We start from the raw sequence: 17,245 nt of genomic DNA, 5'->3' as shown, positions 1-17,245 counted from the left end.
TCTATTAGGACTAGCGGGGAGCTTACTGGGGATGATTCCGAAAGTAGGCTCTCCAGGTGGAAAGAAAAAAGGAAAGAGCGGAGGATCGAAAGGAAAAAGCTCCAAGAAATCCTCCAAAAAGAAGGGCTCGACAAAGAAGAAACAAAAGAAATCGAGTAAAAAGAAGAAAAAGAAGAAAAAAAAGAAGAAAAAGTGGGGGAAATTCTTTACCAAGGCCCGGAAGCTGAAAAATAGTCTATCCAAGAGTAAATTGGTCAAACGGGCGAAGAAGGCCATAAAAAAAGCGATCCTGACCACGAAAAAGGTTGTGAAAAAAACAAAGGCGGCTGTGTCGAAAGCCAAGCAACAGGTGAAGACCGCTGTCAAACAGACGAAGCAGGTAGTCAAAGAAAAAGTACTACCGGCTGTAAAAAAAGCCGCTCAAGCGACGACCAAAGCAGTGAAAAATGCTGTAAAACCTAAAAATCTGTTAGATACGCTACAAGTAGGATTAGATTTAATAGGGTTAATCCCAGGTGTCGGCGAAGTAGCGGATGGCGTGAATGGTCTTATTTATCTGGCCAGAGGTGATAAGGTCAATGCAGCCCTCTCCTTTGGCGCTATGATTCCGATTGTGGGCTGGGCGGCGACAGGTGGAAAATTGATAAAAAAAGGTGCCGGGGTAGTTAAGGGTGTCAGTAAAGGTGTTCAAAACGTGCTGAAAGGTCCAGTAGGAAGTGTAGTAGACCAAGTCAAAAAGCAAGTAGTGAACGTGAAAACCCAGATACAATCCAAAGTAGCCGAAGTCAAACAGCAACTGCGTCAGCTGGGATCACAACAGTGGGAGTTAGCAGGAGCAGGTGGAGACATCAGACGCGTGGAGGATACAGGAACAGTAGGAAGAAACACAACAACTCCAAGTCCGAAGCCGTCTAATTCCCAACCTACGCCTTCTCCCAAAGCGGTGAATTACGGTGAACATTTCACGAAGAATGGTAGAAAAAAAGTTTTAAAACCAAATGTAGAATACAAAACACCAGAAGGTTATACTTATCGTACAGATAGCAATGGACGTATTACCGATTGTGAAGGAACGCTTGTACTAGGTACAGCTGAACGAAATGCATACGCACAGAGAACAGTGGGGGGAAAAGATCGATTACCTGATGACGACGGTGGACACTTAATAGGAGCACAGTTTAAAGGGCCAAAGGATATCGATAACCTAGTTCCACAAAATAGCCAGATTAACCGTTCTGGTGGTGAATGGTTCAATATGGAGACAGAATGGGCAAATGCATTGAAAGAAACACCTCCGAAAAAAGTTACTGTTCAAATTAATCCGATATACTCGGGGAATTCAATGCGACCAGATTCTTTTGAAGTAACTTACCAAATAGGGAATAAAAGAGAAGTTACTAGAACAATACTAAATCAACCGGGAGGTTAGTAAAATGGAAGAACAGATGAATGTATTATATAGAAAAATAGCAGAAACAATAAATGAATTAATACCAGAAGACTGGGAAGAATTTTATTTTAATGGTGAGGTGGAAAATGGAGAAGGAGGAGTTTTCTTTTTTTACAAACCAACAAATAAGGAATATTATGTTTATTGCCGAGATATTTTAAAAAAGTACAATATCAATTCACAGATATATAATGGTTTAATGAGGAAATTATTAGAAACAACAAATAGTTTGAAGAATGTATTTTTAGATAATGGACAAGATCCTTGGTTTTCAATTACCATGAAACTTACATCTGAAGGAAAGTTAAAAATTGAATATGATTATACTAAATGGAAAGAATCAAGTTTTGGCCCTTCCGATAGGTTGGAATATTGGGAAAGTAAATATCTGAATAATATACCACAAGATGAAGGGGACAGAATTAAAATTGATAAAATGAAGGAATTTGAAAATAATAATTGAGGGGATATATGTGCAGTACATATTAAAAACCTAACAGCTTAATATTTCAGTAGATAATATAAAATGAGAGATTTTGTTTTATATGGTACTGTGAGAGTATAAAGCTCTTAGATAATACGATTTTGGAGATAAGCATTAAATTGTATTTTGGGAATGAAAATGTGTGACTTTTTGATTATATACCTATGGAATTTATTTTATTAAAAATAAATTATTTGAAAGTAGAAAATTTATAAAATAAAAAGAGTCAATAGCAACACTAGTGAACTGAACCCTATTTGGTAAAAAGTTTAATAAAAAGGGATGTAGTTTTAGTTTAAGCCGCAATGAGATGGCTTCGGTAAGTTGCCGGAGCCATCTTTTTTAATGTCCATTGCTTTCGTGTGTGATTATAATGGTTCATATAGTCCATCACTATTGTGTGTAATTCTGCCAAACTTTCTGCTTGTTTATAGTCTACTTCATCTTTGAAATGACCGAAAAACGATTCTATTGGCGCATTATCAAGACAATTTCCTCTGCGGGACATTGATTGAAAAAGTCCCATTTCTTTTACACGCTGCTGATATTCTGGGTGTGTATAATGAATACCTTGGTCCGAGTGAATCAGCGCTTCTGGATGAAGATGGCCCTCTAGATGTGTTTTTAACTTTTCAAGCGTCTTATAGACAAGGGACATCTTTAACGTAGTAGATAATTCGTATGCTACAATTTCTCGTGTTGCGACATCTTTCACGCATGATAAATACGCCCTTTGACCACCTCTATATTGCAGATACGTAATATCTGTTAAGAATACTTTTCCTGGCTCTTCTTGCTTAAATGCTCGGTTTAAATGGTTCGGTATACGGCGATGCGCCTCTGTTGCTTTTTCTAACAGACGATACGGATTCGCACGACGTACTTTCACATATAAATTGAACTTACGCATCAGACGAAGAATCTTTTTATGGTTCATCGGTGTGTCCAGCACATCTACCAGTGCCATATAAAATCCACGATAACCCATTTTGCCTTTCGCTTGATCATAAATTGATTTTAATAAGATGTAATCTTGATAATCAGCTTCTTCACGTAAAGCGTGTTTCTCCTTATTTTGAAGCCACTTATAATAGCCGCTTGGACTGACATTCGCTACCTGACAAAGGTGACGAGTCATCTTTTTTAATTGATAGAAACGAATTGTTTCATTGATGGCTTGGTATTTCTCTTTCGGTGTTAAAAACGATTCTTTTTCGCCTGCCTTTCCATTTCGTCGAGCTTTTTTAGCAGATGAAGCTCTGCCTCTAACAGTTGAATACGCGCTTCCGCTTTCTCAAGTTTCTTTTCTGCGGATAAGTTTTCAAGGCGTGGTCGACCAGTACTCTCTTTTCCACGACGTTCCTCTAAAAAGCCTTCCTTACCATGTGTTTGATATGTTTTCTTCCAACGGCTAATTGCACTTTTAGCTTTCTTAATCCCTATCAGCTCTAAGTCAAATCCCGCTTCTCTGAAGATTTGGACTGGACCTTTTCCTTGTAAATTTGCCTGAACAGCTTTTAATTTAAAGTCGGCTGTATATTGAATTGAGCGGTCGGATACTGAGGCGACATTTGGATTCGCTTCAATTTGTCTGCGTTGGTGTTCGTTAAAAATTATTTTACTCATGATGTTCTCCCGTTCATAAATGGTATGGTTAGTATAACGGGGTTTTCAAACGTTGAAAATAGAAAAACCCCGAATAAGGTCCACTTTTTTTAAAGTGTCCACTATTCGGGGTTCAGTTCAGGACAAGATAAAGGCTGTTTTATATTTGTGAAAATTTCACATTGATTTAAGTAAACCTTCTTTCGAAAATACATGAAAAGTGGTAGGTTTGCAAAGTGATAATAAGACTGTTCAATACAACGAACAAGTCAATTACTAAATGCTTCGAATATTTAATGAATTTTCAAAAGATCATTCTCTCTTGAACCACGAGTAGGAATGGTTTTTTTGCTTCGAACATAGAGGAGTGTCGAATAAAACGCTTGCTATACATAACGCTTGTAACCTTCCAGATAATATTTTTGTCCTGAAAAAGATGACATAACAGTTTTTATATCTATTTCTGCTGATGAATGAGCAGAAAAAGTTGAAAATTATTCGGCGAGGTTGCTGAACTCAGAGGATGTTAGGAATGAATTTATAAAAAGATGGGATTGAAATCTGATAAAATGACTCATTAATTTATTTACTTTTTTGATAGGGTTTAACTGTGGCTATGACAAATTCAGAAGCGGTTTATGGGTGATAGTGGAAAAATAGGAGAATTGGTGTAAAATTATAACTGGGCAAGCACGTGCAGTTTCGGAGGATCAAAAGTTTTGCTGTCCAGTGCATTTTGGATACACAGAGAAAAATAACAATATTAAGTTATTGTTTGATATGCTGGAAGTTATGCAAGGGAGAAGCTGAATAGGTTATATAATTTTATTAGTTAATAGCTAAACACGGTACGATTAGTTTTTACTATTACTTTCAAAACAAATATAATGAAGAACTCAAAAATCTCCTTTACATATGTTTTTTGTTAGGAATGGTGTCACTTTTATGAAATTAAAACCTCTAATTATATTGAAGTTAATAAATCACTCGGGGCTCGTTCGCCAGTCCAGAACAATTAGAATGTTTAATACCTCCTACCCCACTATATGGAAGGTGATATTTTGAATTATGAAAGTAAAACTATAAAACTTGCTATGAATGACGGAAAAATATTTGATGGTATTTTGAAACTGTATGAGGAATCTCCAGATGAAGAAGAAATGGTTTTAATAGAACTATTAATATTAGATGACACAATAAGTGTCGAACATGATAACTTTTTCCTGGCACTTCAAAGCCTGCGACAACATCTAGAGGATAAACATATACAAGTCATGTGTAATGGGGCTGCGTTAAATGTTTATCCATCTCAAATGCAACTATCGATGGGTACCGGACATTTAGCATATAAATTAAAAATAGGAAAGCCAGCTAGATTAAAAGATATAGTTAATATATTTGAATTTGACAATGGTTTGAGGTTTGTAAAAATTGAAGAACAGTTCAGCTACTATAATAAGTGGTTAAAAAGTTTAGAAGGTTAGGTTTATTAGTTAAAGAAGCGTTTTTTTGCTAGTGATTAATTTTGTAACTTCAGTCTTAGGGTATTATGGGATTTTATTAAAAAGTAAATGGGTAATATGGTTGTTTCTCCTTACTTGATAATGAACCTTTATATGGTGAGAGAGGTCATAGACAAAACGATACTAATGTAACTCTGGTCGACTAATTGATTGACAAGCAATGAGAAATATAACAGTGGAGGGAGCTATAAAAAGCAGTGAAGTACCTAGCTCATGCAATTTCTAAGTATGAAAATAGCAGTAAGGTTAGATGTTTAGGAACATCTACAGAAACGAAAGGGGAGTTAGAAAAGATTTTTAAACTCCCTCTTTTAAGCCAAGCCCTTTTGAAATGGTACAGTGGTTTACCAAAATCTAAAGACATATTGTTTTATTGGACGAACGACTTCTATATAGTCGGTATGGAAAATCTACTAGTCGCTTTAGAAGGTTATCGATTTATTAGAGATGAAAAAGGTTGGAAAGATATTTCAGAAAAAATGAAATGGAATGAAAATTGGATTATTATCTCCAATTGGAGTGGGAATCCAGTAATTGCAGATATTAGTAAAGTTGAAACTCCAATTTATTATGGTGATGTTGGAGAAGAGTTTTCTCCAAAACTCCTAGTAGATTCACTCGAAAAGTTCGACTTTTTTTTGTCTGTTTGGCTTGATAAACATGATGATAGATACTATAAAGTCGGAGAATATCAATCTAATTTCTATGAGCTAATGGAGAAAGAGTGGAAAATTAAATTAAGTGATGAAGAAATTAGAAATATATGTAGATTTCTTCCCATTATGAAATCAACAGAAAATTTTACTCCAATTGAGCAACGCATTAAAGAAAAAGTAAAAAAATATTATGTGTATCTTGATGATCCGGGTAAAAATAAATCAAAAGTGATCCTAGCATTAAAAAAAGAAACAGGACTATCACTCGATGAGATACGAAACCGATTAACTAGTAATGGGTTTCTAATAGGTGAGGGACATGGGGAAAATACACTAGTTTTAGCTAACTATTTTATGTCGTTAGGTGCAAAAGTTAGAATTGACCAGAAATGAATTATTGGGGTCTAAAATTTAAAGGAATTTATTTTATCGAGAAAGGAAGCTTGTTAAGTCTGGGGTTTTCAAGAGAACAACAAGTAAGGAAAATTTAAAAATACATAATAATGAGAGCAAGAAGGACAAAAAAATAAGGAAAAACGAATTAGATAGGGCTCGTAAGTTTATTAAAGATGCTGGGGGAAGTGTTGTGGAAAATAGTAATAGGCTTCATTACTTTGTTAATTACATGAATAAGGAAGATGTGTATACAGCTTTAGAAAAATATTGGATTGATATGTTTTTTATGTTGTTACATAGAGAGAATATTGATGGAAGTGATTGGATATGCCCCTACTATAATACTACCTTCAGTAATGGAAAAAAATGATGGATGGAAATCCGATATTTTCAGCAAAATCAAAAAAAGAGAATAAAATAATAAAAATTATCCAAGAGAGCTCTGAGCATGAGGATGTATTTTATTATTGGATGAATAGCTCTATGGACAATAGTAGCCAGAAAGAGTTAGTGATAGTTTGCACATTAAATAATAATAACTTGGAAAAAATAAAAGATATAATAATTAGTTGGATGAAAGGAGATTTGAAAGATACAAAATAAAAATTTAAGAGCGAGAGTATTAATGCAAATCAAGCAAAAAAGTATGTTGAATTTCTACAAAAAAGTCAAAGATAGAAAATCATTTCTGGAAAAATAAAAACTAAAACACTTTGTGGCAGACTATCTTAAAAGAAAGGGATTGTCATTATTATAGGGGAGATATTTTAAAAAGAAGGGGAATTTTGTCCGACTTTAATGTCTTTTCATGAAGACATTTGGTGTGAGTTTGAGAAACATCCTAAAGTTCTACAGCATGATGATAAAATATTTATTTGTGGTGAAGGTAGTATGGGGAATGAAGGGTTTGTTGCTAATGTTGACCTGAATAATAATTTGATATGGGCATTCTTTTCAACGGATTCTAATCCATTTAATAAACTTGAGCTAGAAGAAAACTTATTAAAAGTATATTCTACCTCTGATTTAATTTATCTGATAAATATTAACAAACCAGAGGAAATGACTATAAAAAATAATTAGTTGGTTAGGCATATTTTAACTTTATTCTAAATTAATATATAGAATAATTTTTGAAAAGTTTAATGTTGATTCTACCTTTTGGTAAAAAGTAAGGTGTTTAGTATGGAAAGACTGTCGATAAAAACAATAAAAATCTTAAAGCAATCAGGATGGATACCAGACCGAAAAAAAGATATTAGTTCACAAGTAAAATATCTAGCAGATAAAGGATATGTCGTTTTCGATTGTGTAAAAGAGGCACTGGAGCAATTTGGTGAATTAAAGTGTATCTATAAATATAATGAAAAATTGGATGATTTTGTGATAAATCCGGAGGAAGGGCTAGGGGATTTAGACAGAAGACATTATAAAAGATATGAAGTTATAATAGGTGAGGATTTGGTTGTCATTGGTACTGCTTTTAGAGATAATGCAGTATTGTATATGTCTAAAGCAGGGGAAGTTTACGCAGCACGAGATGATTACTATATTTGGAAAATTGGTTGCGGAATATATGAAGCTCTCAACAATTTATGTGAAGGGAGAGAGATTAAAGGAATACATGAAGAGTAATGAGAAAATCAAGGTGATAATAGTCAAGATTAGCGGAGGAGTTCCAACTGGTAAAAGGGGACAAGATTAAAAGGAACTTTTATCAAATAACAGGGAGTAATAATGACAAAAAAAGTTGTTTTTGAATGGAGTGTTGAACCAAATGGTGGAGTGAGCCACAAAGAATTCATTGAAAATGGTGTTATAACGGGTAACTAAATGAAATTCCAAAAAAGTAGGAGGTGAATAGTTTGAACTTAAAAGATTTAAAAAATAGTCACATTCAGTATGACTGGAAAACTATTTTTATAGGTGTCCGAGAAAATTATTTTACTAAAGACGTTATTTCGGATTATGCGGTAGAGTTGATGGAGATTGGTGTTGCAAGTGGGTTTGTAAGTGAACTTGCATGGGGCGTATCTAGTGAAAATTTAGATAAAGTGATGTCAGAAATAAAAACGAATTATTTTCCCAAATTAGATGAAGAAAGTAGCATATTAGTAGAGGAGAATAGAAAACTCAGATTTGTTTGTTTATCTGGAATAAAAGATAGCTGTAAAGAAGATAATGAATTATTAAATAAAATTGCAGCGTTTTATGGAAATCATCACTACCCAGAAGATATGGAGAGTCTTATTAATTATATGCCTCAAGAAGTTCCAACAACTAAAGAAGATATGGTAACTAGGTTTGATCAATTTCTAAAATTAGAGGGTGTGAGATTTAGTTAATATTATAAAATCACACCGCACTTCAAAACACTACTAGGAATGCACGCTTATGGAAGAACTAATAAAAATAGAGGGTAAATAGTAAAACTGTTGAGGTAACTAAGGGTAGCGATAAAAATGTTTGTGATGAAATGAAAGAACATTATAAAAAAAGTATATAGAATAAGAAGCAAATATATCACAAACTAGCGATTCATTACTTTGAAGTGTGTTAAAGAATAGGTAATTTGGAAAATATCCAAGTAAATCAAAAGGCGATATAGAGGGTTAACATATGCCTTCAAATACATATATGAAAGAAACGTTTGGAATTAAAACTAAAGAAAGTTATGTAATTCCTTAAAACATCCGTATCCAGGACAAAGGGAAGGCATAAGAGGACTTTATCAAAGCTGTTAAATATGGAAATATGTACCTAATCGAATGGGCTCGAAAAAAATAATCCGACATTGTATGGATATGTTGGAGATCCGAATTTTACGGTTGATCCGCTAGGTTAAGATAGTATTTAAGGTAAGGGGTGATCAGGTCAATGTGACCTTCTCCTCTGAGACTACGACTCCAGTGGTGGGTAATGCAGTGACAGCTGGAAAATGGGCAAATAAAGGTGCAAAGGCCCCATATTGCTGGAATTAGATAACTAAGTGATTAGGTGGAAGGTTTTGTTAATTCGGCTTAATCCAAGATTTTGTTTCATTTGTTATTTTAAAGAGGAGCATTAATAATGTTTGAAGAAAAAGTTAGAGCAATCTTAGGTGCACGAGCATTACTAGATGATAATGATCCAAGAATTAATCAAAAATGGGAAGAACTGGTTGTTTTGCTTAGTGAAGATGAAAACTTAACTCTGAAATTTTTACAGGTTTGTACAAAAATAGAACTTTCATTTTTAAGTGAAATTTTTGAAGAAGTGGCATATAATTTACAAAGTAAAGTGTATATTGAATTACTATACTCCCTAGATCAAAGATACCCAGATTTAAATCTAAAGAGAAGTATACAAATTGCTGAGGGGTACATGGATTAAATTGGAGGTATAAATCACACTCCTAAAAGAGGAAAAGTATATATTTTCCTTACCCGGTAAATAAACTTTCATTATTAGATGGCGTGCTCCTAACCTGTTGCTCTAAGTAATATTCTGGGCCAGCATCTCATTTACCATAAACTGCTCTACTAAAGATAGGTAATAAACAATCAGGCAGTACTTGGACAAAAAATCAAACTTTAAATGATATTCCTGTACCGATACAGGGGGAAATGATGATGAATTTAGAGGAATACCGAAAATTTCCAGAATTTTTATCAGTAAATGAACTAGCTTCATTATTTCGAGATGTTTTAAATGATTTTTCATCTAATAAGATTGATAAAAATGTATTTTTACAGATACTGAGTCAATTAATGGACAGGCAAGTGCTGACTTATGAGTTATTACATGCTGACATAAGAGCTAATGTTGATGGAGTTCTTTGTGACTTGTGGAATACTGAATCATATGATGATGTAGATATTATTTTGTCGATTGTTGTAAACTTGGGTTTAAAAAAATGCTTTCAAAAAATTAAAGATTCTATTAGCCAAAGACAAGACATTGATAAAGCAATACTTCAAGAAATACAAGAAACAATCAATGAAGTAGGAGAAAACATACTAAATCCATACCATGGTTTAGAGAATTTCAAATAAGGGGCATTTGTAAATCATACTGAAAACAAGTACTTGTAGACACTCCCTACTAAGAGAACGATGTCCAATAAGATAACAAAGCACTTGCTTAAGAGGAATTCTACTCGATTTAGACTGAAGGAAATGGCAATGAAAAAGTGGACAGTTTAAATACATCATAAAACTTTACGAGATGATTTTAATGAATTAAATAAAGGGGAAGATCATTAGTAGATGGTGCAAAAACTTACATATTTAAAAAAGTACAATGAAAATGTTCGTATATTAACAATGGATGAAATTGGTAAACTTGATGATAATGTAATACCAATTGAATGGAAAAAACTTTTTAATCATGATGATATTAAAGGAAGAATTGATTTACTTCTGAAAATATGGGCAAAGAATGTAGGGATTGAATTACGGAACACAATTGCTTATTTAAATGAACATCTTACGAATATTGAAATTATGGATGTGGAAGGTGAATATTCTATTTTATACACTATAAAAAATACCAAAGGAGATTTATTATATTACGAAGGGCGTAATCCTCAAAAGAGACAAAAAAACATAGAAATAGAATTAGAAGAGTCGTGGGATAAAACCCCTTTTTCTATTCAACGTTTTTATGAAAATGTTCACGATGGTTTTTATTACTACGCAAGTACATCAATGGGCTTAGTTCCACTCGATTCCGTAACATACCTTGGGGATGAGGATATTGAATGGAGTATTATTGATGATTTAGAAGAACCTATAAAAATTAACCTAGATTCATCTTTTGGCTTTTTCTCTAATGGTATGGGGAGCTACATAGCTATAGATTATACAAATTGTGATGATAACAATGCTACCTTTTGGTCTGCAAAATTAAAGCCCAAATATAATATTAATTTTTGGAGTTATGTAGATGAATGGATTGTAATTGGGTTTGACACGTAACTTTGTAAAGGTATTTTTTATCTAACAAAAAGTATAGGAGGATTTGTAATTTACTTAAAGCACTTGATTGTCTATAACAAGGCGACAAGTGCTTTTTTACAAGTTTAAAGACGTAAATGATAAGATTACAGTGTAGGAGAAAGTGAATGATGAATGAGTGGTATGAAGGAACAGAGTTAGAAAATAAAATTCCTTCTTTTAAAACAACAGATATCAAATGTATTGCTGATTTCCACTATTATATTGGATACAATTCTTATTATGACCAAGTTTCATTTTTAGAAGTTAGCTTTTTATTAGAGCTAGATAATAGAAAGTTTATTTTGAAAATGAAGTTTAATGATGTTACTACTTTAGATTTATTAGGATTTGGAAATAGTTCTAATCAAATAACAGGCTTTAGAATTAATAGTTTGAAAGATAAAGGTTTTGAATTACCAAAAAATTATTTAGTAGAAGATTATGAGAATAACATCATTAAGTTTTACTGTGCCAGCTTTGAAGTGTTGTCATTAGTTCAAATATAATAAAGGAGTACGTACAAACTAATGGAGAATAACAAATTACTGGCGATAAATAAAAATATAGTACATTAAAAAATATCCTTGAATTTGTATTAATAACTCATAAAGACAGTTCATCAGGAGATGTTATTTAAATACTAATAAGAGGGAGAATAGGTGAGATTTTGTTAATGAGGATTACTAAACGAAGAGTACAAGTGAAGGTCTCAAAATGCTCATAATGGTCTATAAGGCAGTGTGACAGAAAAGTAAACAAGCCAGTATAGAACATGAAAAAGCAGATCCAGTCAAGACATAATTCCCCATTTAAAAAAGGCATAGAGAAAGTTGGGGAAACGAATGGGGTTATTTGGTACCTATAAGGGAGGTTCGTATGGCAACAGATATCAAAGAAATTATCATTCAATTAGATTTGCATCATCTTTGGATTGAGACTATTGGCGAAAAAGGAGAAAAACTGGGCATAGATGAGATTGATTTGCGAGATGTGGATTTGTGTCAGTATCCACTAGACCAAGCGAATATAACAGCTTGCACCTTTGATGGCATGGATTTACATGACAAGGATATCTCTTCATCTTTACTATGTTCATCAACTTTTATATCTGCAAATCTAGAAGGAGCAGACTTTGGTAAATCTAACGTCTCGTATGTAAACTTCACAAATGCTGATATTAAAGGTGCTAGGCTTACTGATAGTGAATGTATTGAAACAGTGTTTGTTAAAGCTGATTTATCAGACGCTAATTTAGTAGCTGGTCTTTTTGACGGAACCGATTTTCGTGAAGCAATTTTATTAAATGCTGATATACGATTAGCAATGTTTGAAAGAGTTTTGTTAAACGGGGCTATATTAACAGGAATTTGTGGAATAGAAGAGGCCCTTATAAAAAGTATCAATATTGGAACCCCAGAAAAACCAATAATGCTAATGGGTAAAGAAGCAAGGATTTGGATACAAAACAACAGTTTGAACAAATTGAACGATGAGTAGAATTTAAGAAGATAAGCAAATACTTTTCAATCAAACAAACACTTTTAAACTGACAGCCATTTGATAAACTTTCAAAGGTTTATTCCAACTTGAATTATGAGTTTGGAATGAACCTTTTTTGCATACTAGAGAAGTCAAAGGAAGAAATTTTGATAAGAAATATCGATATATGACCATTTAAGTATAATGATGATAATAGTAAATTACCAAAATATCAGGAGGGTTCTTATGGTTTATAGTTATGAAGAATATATTTTAGGAGATTATAATGATTTATTAGGAGAAAAAATGAGTAAAGAGGAGGCGATTGCAAGAATATTGAATGAATATGACATGTTAGCCAAAAAAAGTGAAACAGATAAAGCGATGGCTTGTATAATAATTTCAGAAATTACATTAACCCATGAAAAGATTTCATATTCTTTCATGAATTATATTGAACAATCACTAAAGGAATTAGATTTCAAAGCAATCAAACAAGAAAATAGTTTAACCTTTGAACAATTAAACAATTGAACAATTTAATTTACCGGAAAGAAAATGTTTTGCAAGAATTGAAAAAAAGCCGGTAAATTATTACCAAAGGGTTTGTTGGTATTATAATGAACTAAACGAAGAAGCCAGAAAATTTATTGACGTTTATATAAAAAAAAGCGAAAGTTTTGAATCCATTATTTCAAGTGTTTTACACCGATTTAAGAGGGAATGTAAAAATACTAATAGTGAAAATTTTATTATTTATACAACACTAGCCGAGAGTTTATATAATCATGAATTAACAGATGTACTTGGTATTAAAGAGGTAAAACATGAACTGGAATCGTTTAGTATTGCAGATATAACGGATGAACAACTTACGAAAGAAGAACAAGAAAAGTTATCCGAACGAATTAAACATGTTTTAACCAAACTAAACATGATTACTAGTTAGTTTTAGCCCTAAAACTTAATACAAGGATGCAACAAATGATTATTGACAAATTATTGATAAGGTTTGGTTTTTAAATTGAGGGAATTTTAATGAGGTTAGCACTAGTAGCACCATTGTTGAAGAAGTTAATTGGAAGAAAGCTAGAGGCATTCTCAAAGCAGATATTGGGAAGAGATTACACTGGAAGTAAGAAGCTTATTCACATACAAGTTAAATAAAGCAAATGGCCAAAGAAACAAAAATGACCCTATACCTGGCAGTCCTTACAAACGAAACCTGTGTCAATAGTATAGCTACAAGTATATGGAGGCTAATCAAAAAACCCTACAATAAAATAGTATGAAAGCAATTAAGGGGTGAAAGTATGGATTTTGATATCCTAGAGCTACGAGAATATTATGATTCAGAAACACGAAACTATGATTTTGATGAACTGGTTAATTTTGGAGTAAGTATTAAAAATGCCGATTTTATGAAAGATATTGGAGTGCCAAAAGAATTTGGTGATTTTGAGTTCTATAAATTTAACAACTTCTTAAAAACTACGATTAGAGAAGTGCCATTTATCAAAGTGGGACATTGTGCGTCTAATGAATACGGACTTTATTTAAAAGAAGGGAGCGATGAGCTTTTTACTAGTTCTTCCTTACATCATCCTCTAATTTATACGCTTAATCAGAATGTAAGAACGTTCTTCTTTTTTCATTTGATTAGGCAGGAACTATCAATGCAAATGAAAAAAGAAGGTGTATACACTTCATATAACTATGCCATTGAGTTGAGGAAGGGGTATGAGCAAATTGATCCCATAGCAATGAAGGAAGCAGAAGGATATTGGTCACATTTGATAGAAGATTATGAAACAGGATTATGAATGGTTTAATAGAATAGTAGAGCCTGAGCGAGCCCTAGGCATCCATCTGAGGAGGAATAAAGATGGCATCATACGTTTTATTACTAAAAGAATGTGAAGATAATGAAACTGTGGTTTACAGATTCGGACCTAATGAAAATGTTATGGGGAAAATTGAGCTAAATAAATTTACTAGAAAGTTTTTCGAGTTAGAAGCTATCTCAGGTAATAATTTTCCATCTAAGTTTTATTATGATAGAGCTGCTCAAAGATTGGCAGTTTGCCTAGTAAAAGAGGGTGGTGTGTTCCCTGATAGAACAACTTTCGAATCATAGCAGCTAAAAAATTAACTTGATCAGCTATATGCCATCTAAGTTTTTTTGTTATGGGTAAAAACAAGACGGCTTTAGAATGAAAATTCAAAGTGGTTAATACAATGGGAGATTTATAGCGGTTTTTAGATTTGACGGTGAATGTAATAAGAACTGGCATTATTAAGAATAAGTCTAATGGAATTATGTTTAAATGTTATCCATACTATTTGTATTTATTAGATGGATGTGAAGTTAGATCGGAGGTATCTAAAGTTGAAAGAAGAAATATTAAACAAAGAATACGTTATGAAAAATGGAAAGAAATTTGGAAGGAACTTTGGGTATGGAGGAGATGAGTATGATTCTTTTATAGTGGAATATGATCAAAATAATAATGAACATCTTTTTACTGGTATAATCTATGACTGTTATGAAAATGGTAATTTAGCCGGCTATTATATGGTTAAGAGTGGGATTAAAGATGGGGAGATGGTTCATTTTTATCCGAATGGACAAGTTAAAGAAATTAAACATTTGGACAAAAATACTTTAGAAGGTAAACAAAAAGAGTTTTATGAAAATGGTGTTTTAAAATTAGTTGAAAATAGAGTATTAGGTAGATTAGTGAGTTTTAAAAAATATGATGTACAAGGCAATATATTAGAAGAAAAGGACGGATTAATGGAACTTTATCCAATGTATGTTGAAAAAATAGATGAAGAATTCTTTAAAAGTGAACAAGAAAAATGGATTTCTAAGATTTCATTAAAAAATGATTTTCTATTGGCAGATATCCATTTGGTAGCGGGAATTGATATTGCCTATTGGACAGAGGGAAAGAACGATTATGGCGTTTGTTGTATTGTCGTAATAGATTATATTACAAAACAAATTATAGAAGAAGTAGAATATTGGAGTCAAATAGATGTGCCGTATATTTCAGGATATCTAGCATTTAGGGAACTACCTATGGTATTGGAAGCAGTGAAAAAGCTGCAATGTGAACCAGATCTTTATATGTTTGATGGAAATGGTTATCTCCATTATAGGCATATGGGCATTGCAACACATGCTTCTTTTTATTTGAAGAAGCCCACAATAGGTGTTGCAAAAAGTTATTTGAAGATAAAAGATACCGATTTTCAAATGCCAAAAAATGAAATAGGAGATGTTACTTATATTGAGATTGATGGAGAAGTATATGGGGCAGTAATGAGAACGAGAAAGGATGTAAAGCCCATTTTTATTTCATGCGGTAACTGGATCGATTTGGAGACTTTCATCAAAATAACGCTACATTTTGTAGAAAAAAATAGCCGATTACCAATAACGACACGTTATGCAGATTTAGCTACTCATGAGAGTAGAAGAAAATATACTCAATAAAGAAGTAAAATTAAAGAAGGTATAATATATAATTTCGAAAGTTATGCAATGTTCTTAGAACATCTATATCCAGGAGGAATGTATAGGAGGACCTTTACATATGAATCGATAAGCGAAAATGGTAGAAGGAGTCACTTTGAAAAGGTTTATCTTACAAGCCACTTTTGTTATAAATGGTAACAAGTGCTTTTCGTATTTTTATAGCGAAGTGTATAAGTGAAGGTGGTCAAAACTAGATAGCAATATGGAAATCCTAATACAACAACACTAATCAATTTTATGAGAAGTACGGTGAAGTCATACTAGTACAAAAAGTAATCTACGTTAGATGTTCTTACTGGTTTCTATGACATCTAAGGAGGAAATTAATTTATGAAAGAGGAAAAAAGAAGTAGTAATACTGTATGGTTTAGTTATGAGGATTATGCATTTAAAGTAAATATGTTGGATAATGGAAATGCTGTAGTTTGGGTTAATTATAAAGGTTATAATGTTGCATTTTCAATGATTATAAGGGATTTTTTATATAATATGGAGGATTATAATTGTTTGAATGTGATAATTAATTGTGATTGGAAAGAACATAGAGGTTTTGAGGTTAAACAAGAGGAGATACATTTACTGATTGGTGAAATACTAAATTTTTGTATTGAAAATGAACCTAAAACTATGGACTTAATGGAAAAATATTCAGGTGATGAGTGGTATGAATAGGAATAATAATTTTATTATTTGTTTGATGGAATTTTAATCATAAATGGTATATCTGTAATGAATCTCTCAACTTTTAACCGATTATGAACAAAAAATTGAAACAGTCACTGTTTATATTCTGATTTCAAAACTCTCCTGATATTAAAGAGAATAATAATTTTATATTCAAACGATGAATACATAGTTACTGGAACCAACAAAATTAAAATGGACTAAAGGATTTATTTGTTATTCCTAGTGACGAATTACTTACATGGCTTCTATGTATATGGTCAGGCGCACTCGGAAATGTAATAATTCCTATGTATATTCTTGAAAAAAGTGAAAAAAGGGTAGAAAACATATAACCTATTATTAACTACGGTTTCTTTTAAATTATGAACATTTCTTTATAAAAGCTTTTCTAATTATGAAAAGCATGACTCTTCGATTGGGATTGACCACCTCTCTATTATAA

The 17,245-nt window shown here is 32.4% G+C and carries 20 protein-coding genes and 1 pseudogene; 20 read left to right on the top strand and 1 reads right to left on the bottom strand.

Annotated elements, in window-relative coordinates:
- The first annotated feature begins 31 nt into the window (after nt 1-31).
- Both NV349_RS23250 and NV349_RS14125 read left to right on the top strand, forming a co-directional pair.
- The gene (locus NV349_RS23250) at nt 32-1,429 is read left to right on the top strand and encodes a DNA/RNA non-specific endonuclease (RefSeq protein WP_442916356.1); all 1,398 of its coding nucleotides are present in this window, start codon (nt 32-34) and stop codon (nt 1,427-1,429) included.
- 4 nt (nt 1,430-1,433) lie between these two features.
- The gene (locus NV349_RS14125) at nt 1,434-1,913 is read left to right on the top strand and encodes an immunity protein YezG family protein (RefSeq protein WP_036149023.1); all 480 of its coding nucleotides are present in this window, start codon (nt 1,434-1,436) and stop codon (nt 1,911-1,913) included.
- Nucleotides 1,914-2,229: 316 nt separating this feature from the next.
- Here NV349_RS14125 and NV349_RS14120 read toward each other — a convergent pair.
- Nucleotides 2,230-3,560, bottom strand: a protein-coding gene (locus NV349_RS14120) for an IS3 family transposase (protein WP_271910307.1) whose coding sequence is annotated in 2 segments (ribosomal slippage) — nt 2,230-3,182 and nt 3,182-3,560 — 1,332 coding nt in all. Because the reading frame shifts where the segments join, the coding sequence is not laid out codon by codon here.
- A gap of 1,040 nt (nt 3,561-4,600) precedes the next feature.
- Here NV349_RS14120 and NV349_RS14115 point away from each other — a divergent pair.
- The 18 genes and pseudogenes from NV349_RS14115 to NV349_RS14035 all read left to right on the top strand — a co-directional run bounded on the left by NV349_RS14115 (nt 4,601) and on the right by NV349_RS14035 (nt 16,788).
- Complete coding sequence (locus tag NV349_RS14115; RefSeq protein WP_271910306.1) at nt 4,601-5,023, top strand: hypothetical protein; 423 nt, start codon at nt 4,601-4,603, stop codon at nt 5,021-5,023.
- 236 nt (nt 5,024-5,259) lie between these two features.
- Nucleotides 5,260-6,111 carry a hypothetical protein gene (locus tag NV349_RS14110; protein ID WP_271910305.1) on the top strand — a complete coding sequence of 284 codons (852 nt, stop codon included), beginning with the start codon at nt 5,260-5,262 and terminating at the stop codon, nt 6,109-6,111.
- 369 nt (nt 6,112-6,480) lie between these two features.
- A complete protein-coding gene (locus NV349_RS14105) occupies nt 6,481-6,717 on the top strand; it encodes a hypothetical protein (protein WP_271910304.1) in 237 nt (78 codons plus the stop codon).
- A 195-nt stretch (nt 6,718-6,912) separates the two neighbouring features.
- On the top strand, nt 6,913-7,197 hold the full coding sequence (locus tag NV349_RS14100) for a hypothetical protein (protein WP_271910303.1): 285 nt from the start codon (nt 6,913-6,915) through the stop codon (nt 7,195-7,197).
- A gap of 102 nt (nt 7,198-7,299) precedes the next feature.
- Nucleotides 7,300-7,749 (top strand): SUKH-3 domain-containing protein, encoded by a 450-nt coding sequence (locus NV349_RS14095; RefSeq protein WP_271910302.1) that lies wholly within the window; start codon nt 7,300-7,302, stop codon nt 7,747-7,749.
- A gap of 230 nt (nt 7,750-7,979) precedes the next feature.
- A complete protein-coding gene (locus NV349_RS14090; RefSeq protein WP_271910301.1) occupies nt 7,980-8,459 on the top strand; it encodes a DUF2247 family protein in 480 nt (159 codons plus the stop codon).
- A gap of 724 nt (nt 8,460-9,183) precedes the next feature.
- On the top strand, nt 9,184-9,486 hold the full coding sequence (locus tag NV349_RS14085; protein WP_271910299.1) for a hypothetical protein: 303 nt from the start codon (nt 9,184-9,186) through the stop codon (nt 9,484-9,486).
- Nucleotides 9,487-9,719: 233 nt separating this feature from the next.
- Nucleotides 9,720-10,148, top strand: coding sequence for a hypothetical protein (locus tag NV349_RS14080; RefSeq protein WP_271910298.1), 429 nt, complete (start codon nt 9,720-9,722; stop codon nt 10,146-10,148).
- Nucleotides 10,149-10,361: 213 nt separating this feature from the next.
- Complete coding sequence (locus NV349_RS14075; protein WP_271910297.1) at nt 10,362-11,072, top strand: SMI1/KNR4 family protein; 711 nt, start codon at nt 10,362-10,364, stop codon at nt 11,070-11,072.
- Between the two features lie 146 nt (nt 11,073-11,218).
- Nucleotides 11,219-11,599 (top strand): hypothetical protein, encoded by a 381-nt coding sequence (locus NV349_RS14070; protein WP_271910295.1) that lies wholly within the window; start codon nt 11,219-11,221, stop codon nt 11,597-11,599.
- A 370-nt stretch (nt 11,600-11,969) separates the two neighbouring features.
- Entirely contained in the window at nt 11,970-12,590 is a 621-nt protein-coding gene (locus NV349_RS14065; protein WP_271910293.1) for a pentapeptide repeat-containing protein, read from the top strand.
- Nucleotides 12,591-12,818: 228 nt separating this feature from the next.
- Nucleotides 12,819-13,106: an Imm3 family immunity protein gene (locus NV349_RS14060; protein ID WP_271910291.1), complete on the top strand. Its 288-nt coding sequence runs from the start codon at nt 12,819-12,821 to the stop codon at nt 13,104-13,106.
- Nucleotides 13,102-13,521, top strand: coding sequence for an Imm3 family immunity protein (locus NV349_RS23245; RefSeq protein ID WP_442916453.1), 420 nt, complete (start codon nt 13,102-13,104; stop codon nt 13,519-13,521). Before NV349_RS14060 ends, NV349_RS23245 begins: the two co-directional genes overlap by 5 nt.
- 364 nt (nt 13,522-13,885) lie before the next feature.
- Nucleotides 13,886-14,395 carry a hypothetical protein gene (locus tag NV349_RS14055; RefSeq protein ID WP_271910289.1) on the top strand — a complete coding sequence of 170 codons (510 nt, stop codon included), beginning with the start codon at nt 13,886-13,888 and terminating at the stop codon, nt 14,393-14,395.
- Between the two features lie 62 nt (nt 14,396-14,457).
- Nucleotides 14,458-14,709 (top strand): hypothetical protein, encoded by a 252-nt coding sequence (locus tag NV349_RS14050; RefSeq protein WP_271910288.1) that lies wholly within the window; start codon nt 14,458-14,460, stop codon nt 14,707-14,709.
- A gap of 219 nt (nt 14,710-14,928) precedes the next feature.
- Nucleotides 14,929-15,282: pseudogene (locus NV349_RS23170) on the top strand (toxin-antitoxin system YwqK family antitoxin); the annotation flags it as partial.
- 102 nt (nt 15,283-15,384) lie between these two features.
- On the top strand, nt 15,385-16,074 hold the full coding sequence (locus tag NV349_RS14040) for an endonuclease V (RefSeq protein WP_271913591.1): 690 nt from the start codon (nt 15,385-15,387) through the stop codon (nt 16,072-16,074).
- A 372-nt stretch (nt 16,075-16,446) separates the two neighbouring features.
- Nucleotides 16,447-16,788 carry a hypothetical protein gene (locus NV349_RS14035; protein WP_271910287.1) on the top strand — a complete coding sequence of 114 codons (342 nt, stop codon included), beginning with the start codon at nt 16,447-16,449 and terminating at the stop codon, nt 16,786-16,788.
- The last annotated feature ends 457 nt before the right edge of the window (nt 16,789-17,245 follow it).

The sequence above is a fragment of the Lysinibacillus sp. OF-1 genome, from assembly GCF_028356935.1.
In the GTDB taxonomy this organism is placed as follows: Bacteria; Bacillota; Bacilli; order Bacillales_A; family Planococcaceae; genus Lysinibacillus; species Lysinibacillus fusiformis_D.
This window is presented reverse-complemented; position numbering and strand designations above follow the sequence as displayed.

Excerpts from the sequence above, each read along its gene's own strand:
- NV349_RS23250 (WP_442916356.1), top strand. The coding sequence starts at position 32 with ATGATTCCGAAAGTAGGCTCTCCAGGTGGAAAGAAAAAAGGAAAGAGC.
- NV349_RS14125 (WP_036149023.1), top strand. The coding sequence starts at position 1,434 with ATGGAAGAACAGATGAATGTATTATATAGAAAAATAGCAGAAACAATA.
- NV349_RS14105 (WP_271910304.1), top strand. The coding sequence starts at position 6,481 with ATGATGGATGGAAATCCGATATTTTCAGCAAAATCAAAAAAAGAGAAT.
- NV349_RS14100 (WP_271910303.1), top strand. The coding sequence starts at position 6,913 with ATGTCTTTTCATGAAGACATTTGGTGTGAGTTTGAGAAACATCCTAAA.
- NV349_RS14095 (WP_271910302.1), top strand. The coding sequence starts at position 7,300 with ATGGAAAGACTGTCGATAAAAACAATAAAAATCTTAAAGCAATCAGGA.
- NV349_RS14085 (WP_271910299.1), top strand. The coding sequence starts at position 9,184 with ATGTTTGAAGAAAAAGTTAGAGCAATCTTAGGTGCACGAGCATTACTA.
- NV349_RS14080 (WP_271910298.1), top strand. The coding sequence starts at position 9,720 with ATGATGATGAATTTAGAGGAATACCGAAAATTTCCAGAATTTTTATCA.
- NV349_RS14075 (WP_271910297.1), top strand. The coding sequence starts at position 10,362 with ATGGTGCAAAAACTTACATATTTAAAAAAGTACAATGAAAATGTTCGT.
- NV349_RS14070 (WP_271910295.1), top strand. The coding sequence starts at position 11,219 with ATGATGAATGAGTGGTATGAAGGAACAGAGTTAGAAAATAAAATTCCT.
- NV349_RS14065 (WP_271910293.1), top strand. The coding sequence starts at position 11,970 with ATGGCAACAGATATCAAAGAAATTATCATTCAATTAGATTTGCATCAT.
- NV349_RS14060 (WP_271910291.1), top strand. The coding sequence starts at position 12,819 with ATGGTTTATAGTTATGAAGAATATATTTTAGGAGATTATAATGATTTA.
- NV349_RS14055 (WP_271910289.1), top strand. The coding sequence starts at position 13,886 with ATGGATTTTGATATCCTAGAGCTACGAGAATATTATGATTCAGAAACA.
- NV349_RS14050 (WP_271910288.1), top strand. The coding sequence starts at position 14,458 with ATGGCATCATACGTTTTATTACTAAAAGAATGTGAAGATAATGAAACT.
- NV349_RS14040 (WP_271913591.1), top strand. The coding sequence starts at position 15,385 with ATGTATGTTGAAAAAATAGATGAAGAATTCTTTAAAAGTGAACAAGAA.
- NV349_RS14035 (WP_271910287.1), top strand. The coding sequence starts at position 16,447 with ATGAAAGAGGAAAAAAGAAGTAGTAATACTGTATGGTTTAGTTATGAG.